The 15340-nt window shown below is 41.0% G+C and carries 11 protein-coding genes; 1 reads left to right on the top strand and 10 read right to left on the bottom strand.

What is annotated here, in order from left to right:
* Positions 1 to 233 precede the first annotated feature (233 nt).
* On the bottom strand, positions 234 to 1511 hold the full coding sequence (locus I6E83_RS02590) for an OmpA family protein (RefSeq protein ID WP_110921740.1): 1278 nt from the start codon (positions 1509 to 1511) through the stop codon (positions 234 to 236).
* Positions 1512 to 2205: 694 nt separating this feature from the next.
* On the opposite strand from I6E83_RS02590, the gene I6E83_RS02585 reads away from it, so the two are divergent.
* Positions 2206 to 2799, top strand: coding sequence for a prepilin-type N-terminal cleavage/methylation domain-containing protein (locus tag I6E83_RS02585; protein ID WP_110922194.1), 594 nt, complete (start codon positions 2206 to 2208; stop codon positions 2797 to 2799).
* A 25-nt stretch (positions 2800 to 2824) separates the two neighbouring features.
* Here I6E83_RS02585 and recO read toward each other — a convergent pair whose 3' ends face one another.
* The 9 genes from recO to I6E83_RS02540 all read right to left on the bottom strand — a co-directional run bounded on the left by recO (position 2825) and on the right by I6E83_RS02540 (position 15298).
* A complete protein-coding gene (gene recO, locus I6E83_RS02580; RefSeq protein WP_197099846.1) occupies positions 2825 to 3601 on the bottom strand; it encodes a DNA repair protein RecO in 777 nt (258 codons plus the stop codon).
* Positions 3602 to 3657: 56 nt separating this feature from the next.
* Positions 3658 to 4701 carry a GTPase Era gene (gene era, locus I6E83_RS02575; RefSeq protein WP_413787045.1) on the bottom strand — a complete coding sequence of 348 codons (1044 nt, stop codon included), beginning with the start codon at positions 4699 to 4701 and terminating at the stop codon, positions 3658 to 3660.
* Between the two features lie 284 nt (positions 4702 to 4985).
* Positions 4986 to 5783 (bottom strand): ribonuclease III, encoded by a 798-nt coding sequence (gene rnc, locus I6E83_RS02570; RefSeq protein ID WP_197099845.1) that lies wholly within the window; start codon positions 5781 to 5783, stop codon positions 4986 to 4988.
* A 101-nt stretch (positions 5784 to 5884) separates the two neighbouring features.
* Complete coding sequence (locus I6E83_RS02565) at positions 5885 to 6277, bottom strand: DUF4845 domain-containing protein (protein ID WP_227680772.1); 393 nt, start codon at positions 6275 to 6277, stop codon at positions 5885 to 5887.
* Positions 6278 to 6407: 130 nt separating this feature from the next.
* The gene (gene lepB, locus I6E83_RS02560) at positions 6408 to 7310 is read right to left on the bottom strand and encodes a signal peptidase I (protein ID WP_197099844.1); all 903 of its coding nucleotides are present in this window, start codon (positions 7308 to 7310) and stop codon (positions 6408 to 6410) included.
* A 101-nt stretch (positions 7311 to 7411) separates the two neighbouring features.
* Positions 7412 to 9208, bottom strand: a complete 1797-nt coding sequence (lepA, locus tag I6E83_RS02555) for a translation elongation factor 4 (RefSeq protein WP_110921745.1) — start codon at positions 9206 to 9208, stop codon at positions 7412 to 7414.
* Between the two features lie 347 nt (positions 9209 to 9555).
* A complete protein-coding gene (locus I6E83_RS02550; RefSeq protein ID WP_197099843.1) occupies positions 9556 to 10800 on the bottom strand; it encodes a capsule biosynthesis protein in 1245 nt (414 codons plus the stop codon).
* A 145-nt stretch (positions 10801 to 10945) separates the two neighbouring features.
* Positions 10946 to 13498: a capsular polysaccharide biosynthesis protein gene (locus I6E83_RS02545; protein WP_197099842.1), complete on the bottom strand. Its 2553-nt coding sequence runs from the start codon at positions 13496 to 13498 to the stop codon at positions 10946 to 10948.
* A gap of 54 nt (positions 13499 to 13552) precedes the next feature.
* A complete protein-coding gene (locus I6E83_RS02540) occupies positions 13553 to 15298 on the bottom strand; it encodes a polysaccharide biosynthesis/export family protein (protein WP_197099841.1) in 1746 nt (581 codons plus the stop codon).
* Positions 15299 to 15340 lie beyond the last annotated feature (42 nt).

Here is a 15340-nt window from a genome sequence, read left to right as displayed (position 1 = left end):
ATCAAATAATTTCAATATAATCAAGAATCTACACTGATAAATTCATCATACAGATAGCTATGCTAATGTACATTCTGTCAATTTACAGAATGTTTGGGCAGCTAGTATAACATTATTGATTCATAAATTTATGTAATAACTCACTTTTCTCAATACATAAACAAAAAAAAGCCACCCAGTGGGTAGCTTTTTTTGTAACTATATATTTAATCACATAACCAATTGGCTATTACTTATTGAACAACCATATCTTTAGTTTGTTCAACAGTCATTGTTTTGTCACCAGTGATGATGGCATAAACGCGACGGTTCATAGCACGACCTTCTTCAGTGTCGTTTGGAGCGATTGGGTTGTCATAACCATAACCAACAGTTGATAGACGGTTTGGAGCGATACCGAATTCGTTAGTTAGCATAGATTTAACTGCAACGGCACGAGCTTCAGACAGACGTTGGTTGTAACGTGCTGAAGGACCAGTTTTAGAAGCATGACCTTCTACGCGTGCTACAGAGTTAGGATACTCACGCATCTTCTCTGCTACTTTAGCGATTTCTGGCTGGTACTGAGTTTTGATAGCTGATTTATCGTTATCAAAGAATACACGTAGTTCCATTTTCAGTTCATCAGTAATATCTACTGGTACTGGGCAACCGCGCTCATCTACTACGACGTTCATTGGAGTGCCTGGGCATGCATCGATGCTATCAGGTACGCCATCACCATCAGAATCAAGATCAGATTCAACTACTACTACTGGAGTAGTGTCAACCATTGGCTCTTGCATTGGCGGTACTGCTACTGTAGGTGCTAGATGGCCACCAAGTACAACTTCTAGACCGGCCAAAGCCATGCCTTCCCACCAGTTGTTATCAAAGTTATGAATCGCACGAGCTTCACCACGTAGGCTTAAAGCATCGTTGATACGATACATAGCACCTAGACCTAGGTTACCGATAGTATCTTTAGAGCTTGATACTTCAGTACCAGCAGTAACTGTTTCGCCAGTTACATCAGAAACATAAGTTTCTTGGTTTTCTACTTTGATCTTAGATTGACCAGCACCAACCAATACATATGGCTTGAATGCGCTATCAGTATAACCAGTAAACTCTTCAGTACCGATTAAGAAGTTACCAGAAAGCATGGTTTGTTCAACATCAAAACGGTTAGCACCAGATTTAGCTGAATCTTCAGAAGCTTCGCCATTAGCATTTGATACACCATACTCAACTTGGAACTGAGTAGAAGGAGTAAGCTCGATACCTAGAGCAGCACCAGTATATAGGCTACTTTCTTTAGCTACACCGCCGTTAGAGTTGCCATCACGATCCGTGTTTTCTTGCAAGTTTTTGCCGGTACGAAGGATATCACGCTGCTTGTCAGCTGTATCACTGATATCATCAGTAACATGGTAACCTAGTAATAATGGGCTAATCGTTACACCAGCGTTAGCAGCTAAAGGTGCTGCTGCTACTGCAACCAATGCTAGAGCTATTTTATTCAATTTCATGGACTTCCTCCAAAGGATAATTTTAGTGATGCATTAAGCAAAACCGTTTCTCAAGATGCTTCAAATAGACATCTTTTACGAATTTCAAGTGACAAAGCAAAACCAATTAAGGAGTAGCTTAGCGATTATCGATTCAGTTTACAACTTTTTTCGTTAAGGAGCTACACATTATTACACGATAATGTTGTAACTAAAACACAATAGCTTGCTGGAGTTACCTAGAACTAACACGCCTTACGCATTCTATCTTTTGTATGTCAGTTTCACATAGATAGTAAACTGAATAGCACCTATTGCCTGAGCATATTTTAATACGGTAAGTAATTTTTCTCTATTATTAAAACTCTTCATTCACTAATTGAAACAAATTTTGACAGTAGACATATATTCTGTATATATTAAGATAGCCAACATTATTCTGTATATGTGAAACGCTAACCTGTTTTTAAGTTTTTATGAGATCAAGACACTGAAGCTATAAGGTCTTTATAAAATACTTGAACAGCCAATGACAAAAAGCGAGATTGTTTTATTGAAACAAGTTACTCACTATAGGTAATAAGACCTTATGACACTGCTATATAGAATATTATCAAGTTATAGAAAGCTATTTGCATTTTTGTCACTTTTATTGATATTGATTCAGTATAAGCACGTCCATAAGAGATTTACCTTTTTCGTAATGCAACTTTACATGTCGTTTTCTGACAAATCTACGTTTGATAAAGTCACAATAAAGACAAACATATTTAAAGATAGACAAGGTTTTACGCTTGTCGAGCTTATTTTTACTATCGTTATTTTAGGGATTCTGGTGGCGATTGCCGTGCCATTCATACAAACACAATTAGCACATATGGAAGCCAAGCGTATTAGAAGTCAATTAGAAAGCTCGCTGACCCTAGCGAAGGCTGAGAGTTATATTAGAAGACAGAATGTGATTGTCTGTTTATCTGATAGTGGAGGTCGCTGCTATAGAGATAGCGACAAGACACTTTTGCTATTTGTAGACAAAAATGACAACAAGCACTTCGATACTCAAGTCGATTTTTTAATCGCTCAGCATGCATTGAGTCTTAAATATAGCAAGCTAAGTTTACGAGTTGGAGCTAAACGTCATTACACTAAGTTTTGGGGAGATAGTGGTCAACCTCGAGGGCACTTTGGACATATCAAATACTGTCCAACCGTTGACTATAATGACGCGATGTACTTGATATCATTTAGCCAGACAGGCCGTATTACCCAAAAATTCAATGAAGACCATCCTACTGAATGTAATAATTAGGGCGATATACGATATTTTTTAGTGATTACTGATAACTTCGCTGCTGCTGCCATAACAAACGACTTTGCAACGGTTGATAATCAAGCAAATGATCAATGAGGTGTCGATATAACTTCGACCAATGATTCAGAGTCGTTTTAGTAATACCCAACTCTGCCATCTTAATAAGATCGGCACCCATGAATATAGTTTTCATAGTGGTACTTTCTAAATGTTCAGACTGTGATTCATTCTGTAAGACAGGCATAAATCCCACATCAGGTAAAAAGCAATAAGAACAATTCGGTTTGATAATATCTTGGATACTATCGTGGGTCAAAATTAAGCTAAAACCCAACTCATTAAATAAGTGAGACTCAAATTGGCGCAGACACAATCGTAATTCATCGGTATTTAAGGGCTTTCTAAGCTGATGTAGACTGTCTTGATAATGCTGCCACAATATAGGCATAGGATCTTCAGTGGGTAACAATCGCCACAATATTTCATTTAAGTACAGTGCAGAGTATTGCTGCTGGCCAGTGATATTTTCATAAGGGACTGACTCTAGAGTAGCAGTGATATTACCCTTATCTTCTATACTTCTTGGAATGGCAATTTGTGACGTGATACTGATTTGACTGAACGTCTTTAAGTCACGCTTGCCGGTAGCAAAGAGTTGTAACGGCATAAATAATGGCGCACCTTTTTTCCCAATACCATGTATCACACCATGCTGTTGAGAAAATAAATAGTATAAAGCGCGATTCTCTTGATAGGGACGCTGATGTAATAAGTAACCGACTAGCGCTTCATTACGCATTTTTTATTACCTCAGCATTTAGCACGTAAAGAAACTTTCAAAATGCTAGTGTCCAATCAATATCCCAAACTGGTCAATGCACGCTCATCATCAGACCAACCACGCTTCACTTTCACCCATAATGTGAGCATGATTTTTTTATCGAAAAGCTGCTCCATATCTTTACGAGCATCCATACCAACTTGCTTGATACGTTGTCCTTTGTCGCCAATGACAATCGCTTTTTGACCGCTACGCTCAACATAAATAGTCGCATCGATAAAAGTACAAGCTTTACGTGGACGACCTGTTTTTGGATCAGTATGTGCAGGCTCATCTTTAAATGCATCAATCTGTACCGTTAAATCATATGGCACTTCATCACCTGAACTACGCATGATTTTTTCGCGGATAATCTCACTGGCTAAAAAACGCTCTGATCGATCGGTAATTTGTTCAGTATCATAAATAGGTGCCGCAACTGGTAGATGCGACGCAATCACTTCTTCTAAGCGGTCTAGATTCTGATTTTTTAGAGCAGATACAGGCACAATGTCAGCAAAATCAAAACTGGCATTAAAAGTCTCGATAAGTGGCAATACACTGCCTTTATCTTTTAAGGTATCTGATTTATTAATGACCAATACTACAGTTAAATCAGTCTCACCGAGCTTCTGCAAGGTCAACAAGTCATCGTCACGCCACTGGTCTGAATCAACAACGAATAGTACCAAATCAACATCTACTAATGCAGATACGGCGGCTTTGTTCATACGCTCATTGATAGCACGCACTTCATTACGATGAATACCTGGTGTATCTACAAATACGGCCTGCATCTCATGATTTGACAGAATGCCGTGAATACGATGACGAGTCGTTTGCGGTTTACGTGACGTAATAGACAGCTTTTGACCTAACAAGTGATTCATTAGTGTCGATTTACCGACATTTGGACGTCCCACAATAGCAACGTAGCCCGTTTTAAAGTTATCAGCCATACCTTTATGGCTGCTAGGCGAGAAGAACTCTTCAATTGCTATATCGTTTTCTGACGTAACATCTTCTGAGTGAGCGATACCATCATTCGTTATATCAGTATTATCTTGGCTTAAGTTGATATCTTTTTTTTCAGTCATATTTTCGGCGTTATCTTCATTATTTGAGGGCAAATCAGCATGATTGCTCATAGGGTAATCCTGTAAGTTTTATAACCTGTCAAACGGCAGTTAATGATGAAGTGGTTTTATCAGCACTAAAAAAGGGAAACCGTTGTCGGTTGAGAAATATTTGAGGTTTGAAAGTATATGACGTTTAATAGAAAGCAAATAAGCAGTTTTTCAAACGTCACTTAATATGAGTCGTCAGTTTAAAATTGCGTTAGTAGTAAATCTCTAAATGTTAGTTATGTACGCTTTTTAACTGAGCCTGGAAGTTTGTGCAACTGGTTGATCATAAGCTCTGCCGCTTTTTGTTCAGCGATACGACGGCTCTCACCAGATTCAGTAATATCAGGGCAGTTAATGATATTGACATGGCAACGTACAACAAAAATTTGATACGGTGCATTACCACGTGTTTCCATTAACTCGTAATGTGGCAAGTCAAACTGCTTAGATTGAAGCCACTCTTGTAAACGACTTTTTGCATCTTTTAATGCTTTGCGATCATTGACGTTATCAATCAAATCTCCGTACCAAGAGAGCACGCAATCTCGCGTAATATCCATATCTTGACTGTCTAAATATATAGCACCTATCAGAGACTCTACCGCATCGGCCAGTATAGAAGCACGATTGCGACCACCACCCTTCCTCTCGCCCACTCCTAGTATAAGGTGATTAGAGAGCTCTAAGTTTTGCGCAATGATGACCAGTGACTCTTGCCGTACCAACGTTGCACGCATACGAGTTAATCGGCCTTCATTTTGGCTAGGATAGCGATGATATAAAGCCTCACCGACAATCATACCTAGTAAGGCATCACCTAAAAACTCTAAACGCTCATAGTTTTTCTTGCTATCAAACGAGCGATGCGTCAATGCGAGTTTTGGAAGGCTCAAGTCGTTGAACACATAGCCCAACTTACGCGTTAAGACCGCTAGCCGCTGAATAAATTCTGAGCTAACAACAAGCGTGTCGACAGACGTGCTATTTTGTTGAGGAGTAGGAACCGCTTGGGAATGCTGCGAAGTTGGTTTCATGCGTGGCTTGTGGTTATCCCTTCTGTTTTACGAATTTAGTCATAATATTTATCGACTAAGGTTATAAGGAAAATTTAAGAGGATATTAACACCTCTTTCAATTACTCTGCTGCTGCCATATCGATATCACCTTCAAAACGATTGACGATATCAATATTGCTAAAGAAATTATTGGTTACTGCGTATTGCTTGTAAATAGCTAACTGACCGGTTTTCTTATTGGTAAAAGTAAAAACTTCTTCTGCGGTAGTATTATAGTCAGCATTGATAGATAACTGCCTATTAACACGTGCAACAAACTGCTTGGCCGTTTCGTTGTTATTATTTGACTCGAGAAGTTCTGTACTCAAAGTTTTAGTCAATTGATAATCACCAATCTGAGCTGGCACAATAGCAACTGTCAACTTAGCAGCAATGCCCAACACCATAATGATGAACACGATGCTTGTCACACTAGCGCCTCGCTGCGTGGCCAATCCAGATAATTGCTGCATTATTGTATTCCTCTACCGATAAGTTGCTATTATAGTGAATACCTAAACATTAGATATCCGTTTATTAGATAGCAACAATATTAGCACAAAACTATTATCGAAAAATCAACCAATAGAGATTCTTAACATCTTAGTTAATGGCACCATTGCGTTGAAAAGTTGGTAAGTTAAGTCCTGGTGGCTTATGCATCCAAATATAAACTGCTTTGCCCGCTAAGTTCTCATCCGGTACAAATCCCCAAAACCGACCATCAGCACTACGGTCACGGTTATCACCCATCACAAAATAATGACCTTCTGGCACATTAATACGCCATTCTGTCCCTTCTGAGCTAACCACTTCTGGTGACTGCTGCTGTAGAAATGGTGCGTACTGAGCACTATTCATACCAGTTAAGTAGCGAACAAGATGCTTGTTCTCACCTGGTGTCTCCTCAAAGTACTGCGCCTCGCCTTCTTCTTGTTGGCCCATCGCAGCTGCACTTTCTTCGGTCAGCTCTTGTCCTGGAGCAATTTGTCCCGGCAGATAAAGCTGTGAAGTCAATTCAGCACTTGCCGAAAAATCTACTGGCTGAGTATCAATCGGAACATCGTTAATCGCAAGTACACCTTGATCGTAGCTGACAGTATCACCAGGCAACCCAATCACACGCTTGATATAATAAATACTAGGATTTTCAGGATAGCGAAATACAGCAACATCACCATGCTCAGGCGAGCCTGTATCCAATATTTTATTATAAGTTAGCGGTAGTCTTACGCCATAAGAATACTTGTTTACAGCAATAAAATCGCCCGTATAAAGCGTCGGTACCATAGAAGATGATGGAATATTGAAAGGCTCAATCAAGAATGAGCGCACAATCAATACCACTGCCAATACAGGGAAAAAATCATAAGCCCAGCGTACTAGTAAGCCTTCTTGACCACGCCCACGAGTTTTACGTTGTTTGAGTGCCAATTTGTCTAATAGCCAAACAATACCCAAAACGACGGTTAATGGCACTAAAATTAAATTAAAATCAAAATCCATACTAGTTTGCCTATTAACGAGCTGCTGCTTTAACGGTTGCTATTCATCAATTAATTGTATTCATGATTGTCAATTTCACACTAACAATGAATATTCACGACTTATTCTACTTGCAGTACAGCCAAGAAGGCTTCTTGTGGAATTTCCACATTACCCACTTGCTTCATACGTTTTTTACCAGCTTTCTGTTTAGACAATAGCTTTTTCTTACGCGAAACATCGCCACCATAACATTTTGCTAGTACATCTTTACGCATAGCTTTTACTGTACTACGACCAATGATTTGGCTACCAATAGCCGCCTGAATGGCCACATCAAACATCTGACGTGGAATTAACTCTTTCATCTTAGTGACTAGTGCATTACCACGATAACGTGATTGGGTTTCGTGCACAATCATCGCTAAGGCATCGACTTTATCGCCATTGATTAGCACATCGACTCTCACCAGTTTATCGGCTTGATAACGCTCAAAGTTATAATCGAGCGAGGCAAAACCGCGTGAGACCGACTTTAGGCGATCAAAGAAATCCATGACCACTTCGCCCATTGGAATGTCAAATATCAGCTGTACCTGTCGACCCATAAAGCGCATATCAACCTGAACGCCACGACGTTCAATACACAAGGTCATCACATTACCTAAGTACTCTTGCGGTACTAATATCTGACAGCGGGCAATCGGCTCACGAAACTCTTCGATGTTGTTTGGCTCAGGTAGATGTGATGGGTTGTCTACATAAATAACATCGCCATTCTTTTTCTCAATTTCATAGATAACTGAGGGCGCTGTCGTAATCAAATCTAGATCATATTCACGCTCTAGACGCTCTTGGATAATCTCCATGTGTAGCATACCCAAGAAGCCACAGCGGAAACCAAAACCAAGTGCATCTGACGTATCTGGCTCAAAAAATAGAGACGCATCATTGATCTGCAGCTTTTGTAAGGCTTCACGGAATTTTTCGAAGTCAGTAGACTCTACAGGGAACATGCCTGCATAGACTTGCGGGGTTACTTGCTTGAAACCTGGAATACGATCGACATCAGGCGTTTTGGCGTGGGTAATCGTATCACCAACAGGTGCGCCGGCAATGTCTTTAATACCAGCAATAATGAAACCAACTTCACCCGCCTCTAAAATACCCGTATCTACAGGCTTTGGCGTAAACACACCAATAGAGCCCACTAAATGCGCCTCTTGAGTTGATTTAATATAGAGCTTATCACCTTTGCGTATAGTTCCTTCGCGCACACGAACCAATGACACCACACCCAAATAGTTATCAAACCACGAATCAATGATTAAGGCTTGCAGCGGTGCTTCACGGTCACCAGTCGGTGCTGGAATAAACGCAACCAATGCTTCTAACAGTTTATCAACGCCTAAACCTGACTTGGCTGATACACGTGGTGCATCAACCGCATCAATACCAATGATATCTTCAATTTCTTGAATAACGCGTTCAGGCTCAACTTGTGGCAAATCAATTTTATTCAGTACAGCCATAACTTCTAGGCCTTGATCAACTGCCGTATAGCAGTTAGCTACTGATTGCGCTTCGACGCCTTGCGCGGCATCAACGACCAAAAGCGCACCTTCACAAGCGGCTAATGAACGCGATACTTCATAAGAAAAGTCGACGTGTCCTGGTGTATCGATAAAGTTGAGCTGATAACGCTCACCATTAGGATGATCGTAGAACAACGTTACCGACTGCGCCTTAATAGTGATACCGCGCTCACGCTCAATATCCATGGAGTCAAGTACTTGCGCCTGCATCTCGCGATCTTGCAAGGCACCGCACATCTGAATAAAACGATCAGCAAGTGTCGACTTGCCATGATCAATGTGGGCAATGATTGAAAAGTTACGAATATTGGCTAATGCAGTCACAAAGCGCCTACTAAATTAAGGGTGATAGAATAATGAAACTAAAAGAATAAATGCTGTCAGACGCAAGCGATACAATAACTGTCTATTGCTGAAAATAGCTTATACACTAAAACTGCTATCTCAAATCAATAGTCAAACAGGCTATTACTTACGTGCAGATGTAAAAGAGTATTCTAGCAGTTTTCCACTACAAAGTAAGGCGATTTTGTGAGCAGAGAGATGATTTACAAGTGAAGTTACGAGCTGATAACCATACAGAGAGAAAGTATGATGCTTATTAGGACTTTATTGTCTTCTGTGGTGCTAATAATTCATCAAAACGACTTAAGATAAATCGAAAGTAAAGGCTACTGAGATCTATTGGATTTAGGGTAATTCTTTTCTACAGACTTACTTCCTGCTTGACCCAAATATTTATACATCCACAATGACTTACCATAAAAAGCACCATTCAACTGAGTTTGCTCTATCAAATATTCACGAAATCTTAGATAAAACTCATTGTCTGGACTTTTAGGCTGTTGCCAAAAATCGTTAAGTGGTTTTTGATCGGTTAGCTTAGGCGTGTTATAAATCGCACGACCCATGATCTTGGTTGGTTTTTTATGATATACCGATTGCAGACCCGTAGTACTGTTGATAGTCAGCATACCAATACTATGTTTCATTAAAGTTGGCAAGTGCATATCACAACCGTAAAAAACACGGTTAGCTACTTTATAGCGCACTGCCAAGCTAGATACCAACTCACGATAGTCTCGATGACCACGATCTAACGGATGATGCTTCAGTACCAGCAACTGCTGCTTATCAGCATAAGTCGCAAAACTTGCAATAGACTCATCAATGAACTGTACCACATCTCGATAATCACTGTGATGGGTAATCTGTGAGTCATTATGCACTTGCAAACTAATCAAGAAGTAATTATTACTTTCGTTCTTAGTCAATCTATTTTGCATTTGTTTATCAGGTATGTAATCTCGCAATTTTCGCCATGGTGCTCTCAGCCAAGCAATCGCCTCTTGCCATGCTGTCATGCCACGGTAATGCGAATAGTGTGGATAGCGACCTTTGTACATCCAGGCAATAATATAATAAACAATAGCAGCGATACTCAACCGATAAAAACGATTGTGTGTATATAGCGGCTGGTCATTGGCCTTTTTGAGTGCTTTGATGTCTTCTATGTTTAAGCGTGAATAGCCGTTAATCCCATGTTCTTGCAAAGTAATATAGTCAGGACGCAAATACCCTTCTTCAAATACGAAAAATGAGGTCTCTAACTGCTCACTAATATAGGCAGCTTGCGTATGATGTGGGCGACAATCGCCGAAACAAACAATCGCATCAATGGCATTTTCTTTAATGAATGCCTGCAACCAAGAAGAGAAATGCGCTAATGTTTCCGTATATTCATAGGTATTATCATGATGATAGAAAAAAGCATCACCTGCATTAAAGTTGATTTTGCTAACTTTGATATTTTGGGTTTGTAAAAATGTCGAAAAGCGATTAAAAAATCCGCCCATCTTCCCTTGTAACAGCAAGACGTGTCGATGAGTAAGCAAGTGAGACATCGAAGCTGCCATAGTATTGGGCTACCATTAAGTGAAAGGGTCATAAATAAAAACGAGAGTGGTCGTTAAACCGTGTGAAGACACGTAAAATAAAAAATATTATACCGAAAAAAAACCTGCTTGTCGCAGTGGAATCATGCCACGATGCTGAAGCCAATCAACGGGATACTTTACGCAAGAGCTGCTGAAATCGATGACGCTGCTGCATAAAACGTGTGGCAGCATGACGCTTAATTTGTGTAGTCAAAGTCGATACTGCTGAGTCAGAGGTCTGAATTGAACGATCTATATTGCTAGGCGTTGTATTCTCAGAACCTTGACTACCACTATCTTCTAGCCGATGTTCGTTTTTAGGTGGATACAGATAATCAATAACCTGTTCTACTTGCGCAAGCCCATAGCCATTTGGTAAACGATAGAGTGGATATCGAATGAGCACGCAATACAGTAATTGCTCGAGCGTCAACGCTGTGTCTCGTTTGCGTCTATCCAAGTATTCAGACTTGGGTGACAACTGTGCGTCAATATCGGCCGTTAACCCCCATCCTGCATAAAATGGTAAACCATAACAGGTAACCTGTAAACCACGTAACAATGCCTCAAAACCCGTCAACGAGCTGATAGTGTGCACTTCATCGACACATTCTAAGCAGTCAGGCATCGCTGTATCATAGGCGACAGCATTTACTTGACGTAAACTTGCTGCCGCTACTTTGCCTGCTCGCAACCCTGCCTCAACGTCAGGGTGCGGCTTATAAATCAGATAAGCATCAGGATTGTCTTGGCATACACGATCAATCAAGCCACTATTAGTCTTGATGGCTGAACCGCAATACTGAACTGATAAATCATCTTCTACTTGACCGATAATGAGAATTCGGCGTTTGCCAGATAACTTTGCTTCCTGCATCCATGAGCTATGCTGGCTATTAGAACTATTAACATCAGTGCCCACATTGTATTTACTCACGCGCTGAGTACGTAGCTTTTCTTGCAGCAGCTTTACTCGTGTATTTTGACATGGATTCAGCGCTTCGCAGTTGCATAACAATGTTTCTAAATCTGAGGGCTGAGTCGCATCATAATAGATGCCCTGCTTATCTATTACCACTGATAATGGTGCTAGTAGGGTGGCACCTAAACCATTTGAACGGATAAATCCATCTTCCATACAGTAAATAGAAGGCATTTCAGAAGATGGCACTACTAGCTTTTTCTGGCGCTTCTGTTGTACTTGCTGTCGTTTGGCTAAGCCCCATACGAGTAAAGACCGCTGATAGTTGACTCGAAAATGATCTGGATGCAGTAAATTCTTTAAGCGTGGCTTAGGTTTAACGAATAATGTTGTACGTGGCAGATTGATAAAATCTCTCACAAAAGGCAACTTCCAGCGGCTAAACTCATATACTGTAAAATCACCTTCCAGACGTGATTGCCAATGACGATTGGTCACCAACCACTCAATCGCCGTATCTATGTCGCAAGCCTTTTTGGTTGCAGGATCTACGTAATGGCTATAGTCAATATAAGCGCTATAAAACAGTGTTTCTAGCATTGTATTTATTGTCTTATTAGACGCTATAGAAAATAGTGACAAGCCTGATTTTTTCTTAGTACTCACTGATGCTCTGGCAGACAATTCACGACGATGCTGAACCTCTTTAAGCAAACGTTTTGGTGCGCCACTATCGTCGGTAAGCCCCCAACCGCTATACCAGTTGACACCAAAACAATGCACCTTCTTCCCCAACATCAATGCCTCAAAACCCATATGTGAGCTGACTGTATAGACATGCTCCACTTGAGAAAGCAGTACAATTGGGTTAAGCGCTTGCGTTAATAGTCGAACGTTTTTAAATAGTCCAAGACTGGTCAGGTATCCTGATTTTGATGCAGGATGAGCCTTTATCCAAATATGAGAATCAGGATGATTACGGCAAGCAGCTTTCAGCATTCGCTTAAATTGACGCTTGTTAGCGCCAGCACCTCTAATAGAGGCATCACCAGCCACTTGATCAATTAATAAAACATGAGATTTTAGAGGTATTTTGAGCGTGTTTGTATTTTCTTGACTAACCAAGTCGTCTAATGAAGGGCAATCAATGACTGCATTATACTTGCTAATCTGTTCATCACAAATACGTGCTATCAATTGCTGAGCACGTGCTTCCTCTGTTCCACTCTTATCGATAGTAGCATTTTTAGTACGCTCAATTATCAGCTGCTCGAGGCGTGAACGCTGTGTCAGATCAAAGTAGATACCAACATCATCAACAACCACACTCAAACCATGACGGCTACTAGTACCCGAATCTAGTGAGCGTAAAAAGCCATCTTCAATGCTAAGGGTTGAAAGCTGCTGCCGTGTAGCCGCCTTGTTGGCTCGTTGATAGCTTTTCTTGTGACCCCATCCAATAAATGCATCCGGTTGCTGTATTGATGAATGCATAATTTTCTGTTTTATAATACGTGGTAACGGTAAAAAGGATGAGCTATCATCAACCAAGCGATAGGCTAATCCTGACCACGGGTACCATCGCTGAATATCAGCTTGTAGCATGTGCGGCAACAACACATTGTTATGACGTATACCCTTTCCCACAAGAGCCAGTTGCTTGGGCAGCTGATACTGGGCTGATGACAAATACAATGTGGTATCAGAGGCAGATACAACTGATGTCCTGACTTTATCTTCTGCGCTCTTTACCATCTTTGATACCTTTAGTCATTATTTTACATCGACCAATACAACTAGCTTTAGCCGTTATAGGTCTAGGACAACTTTAGCCGCAATGGCTAGTTGATAAACAATTTGCGACAACCCACGTGCAATTTCCACACGCTTAGTTTTGACTTTCGGCAATACCATAATTTCATCACCTTGTTGGATACGGTAAGCCGTATTGACGACTTCACTGGCACCATTTTGATGAATAACTAGAATATCTTTAGCATCAGCGTTATCAGAGAAACCACCCGAATTAGCAACATAATCACCAACGGTATAATCTGGATTGAAAGTTAGCGCACCTTGTGCTCGTACTTGACCATTGACAGTAATCACTGATGTTTGTGCAGGTATTTCAATGATATCACCTTGCTGCAGAATGATGTCTTGCCACGAGTTTGGTACAACGACTATCTGACCATCAGGTTGTACTTTACGTGCTTTAGCCACAAACTCTTTCACCAAAGCAGCATCATCTTGACGCAAGGCCGCTTCTTCTCGAGTGGTCGACTGCGTCGCAAGCGTTAGCTCTTCTAAGCGATCCAGCGACTCATTAATCATACGTTTTTGTTGCTCAGCCACAGATTCGCGATATATAGTCAAACTTGGTAGCTTCGCTAGTGGACTGGGCTGCAACTGTGGAATAATATCTTTCAGGCGAGCGCCATAGGGTACCACCATCGCACCATTCCCCGTATGCGCGCCCTTAACTTGAACAGCAATGGTACCTGCATAGCGATCTGACGTGACTACCATTTGATCCCCATTATAAACAGGCACGTTTTGAGCATCAGCTAATGAGTAATACTCTGCTGTCTGCGCACGGCCTGCACTACGGGTAATACTAACATTAGTGGCATTCGCTGCTGGACTGGCTACTTGTAATACATCACCTACGGTCAAATCGTTTACATCAAACTCAAACGTGTATTCGTTCTGAACTTGGCCACTAACTGCAAAAGTTTTCTTTTGCGGAGAGACCGTTATCACATCACCATCTCGAAATGAGAATGACTGTAGCTTACCCGCCAATAGGAAATCATATAAATTGACTTGCTGTAACATCTGACCATTACGTTTTATTTGAATATCAATATAGCTACCACGAGTTGGATCAACACCACCTGCTCTGTCTAAGTAAGACAATACTGAATCTGCTGCCAAACCGCCATAATAACCAGGTTGTTTGACAAAACCAGTAACGAATACTTTCACTGGCTGTGCCTGCTCTAGTGATGCATAGACACCGACGTTAGAGCGGTAAATACGACTGACAGCGCTTTTGACCACGTTTTGCAAATTACCATTTTGTACACCAGAGATGCGTACTGGACCAACATTGGGCAAGAATATATTACCTTGTGGATCAACCGTGGTAGTAGCTGCATATTGATAGGCACCCCACATCCTTACTTGAACGTTGTCACCAGGGTTTATCACATAGCTGTCATTAAAAGTAGAGCCAGAAGTGGTCGAGAATGCACCGCGAAACAGCTGCTCACCAAACATCATATCTTGAGTGTTGATATCTTGATACGGACGCGTGGTATTGATAACCGACTGACTGGGCAAACTCGCTGCATTCACTGCTTCTTGCATCGTTGCCTGAGCCGGAACACTACCAGAGAATGCTTGCGTTGAGGCATTGATAGTATTGTTGCTCGTACCAAAGCTAGATCCAGCTATCTGATTAGCAGCACTGTCTGCTGCCATGACTGGCAAGCTCGTCGCGGCCATTGCCAAACTAATCATCATCACGATAGAACGTGGTTTCGTATTCATGCGTTGTATTCCTTTGCTGATCTATCGATCATTATTGATATC

It is taken from the genome of Psychrobacter sp. SZ93C1 (assembly GCF_015864635.1).
Taxonomy (GTDB): domain Bacteria; phylum Pseudomonadota; class Gammaproteobacteria; order Pseudomonadales; family Moraxellaceae; genus Psychrobacter; species Psychrobacter fozii.
The sequence above is the reverse complement of the archived record's forward strand: the minus strand, read 5'-3'. Positions and strand labels throughout refer to the sequence as shown.

Coding starts and splice junctions, on each gene's coding strand:
- I6E83_RS02540 (WP_197099841.1), bottom strand. CDS start 15,298: ATGAATACGAAACCACGTTCTATCGTGATGATGATTAGTTTGGCAATG.
- lepB (WP_197099844.1), bottom strand. CDS start 7,310: ATGGATTTTGATTTTAATTTAATTTTAGTGCCATTAACCGTCGTTTTG.
- I6E83_RS02550 (WP_197099843.1), bottom strand. CDS start 10,800: ATGGCAGCTTCGATGTCTCACTTGCTTACTCATCGACACGTCTTGCTG.
- rnc (WP_197099845.1), bottom strand. CDS start 5,783: ATGAAACCAACTTCGCAGCATTCCCAAGCGGTTCCTACTCCTCAACAA.
- recO (WP_197099846.1), bottom strand. CDS start 3,601: ATGCGTAATGAAGCGCTAGTCGGTTACTTATTACATCAGCGTCCCTAT.
- I6E83_RS02565 (WP_227680772.1), bottom strand. CDS start 6,277: ATGCAGCAATTATCTGGATTGGCCACGCAGCGAGGCGCTAGTGTGACA.
- I6E83_RS02585 (WP_110922194.1), top strand. CDS start 2,206: ATGTCGTTTTCTGACAAATCTACGTTTGATAAAGTCACAATAAAGACA.
- I6E83_RS02545 (WP_197099842.1), bottom strand. CDS start 13,498: ATGGTAAAGAGCGCAGAAGATAAAGTCAGGACATCAGTTGTATCTGCC.
- I6E83_RS02590 (WP_110921740.1), bottom strand. CDS start 1,511: ATGAAATTGAATAAAATAGCTCTAGCATTGGTTGCAGTAGCAGCAGCA.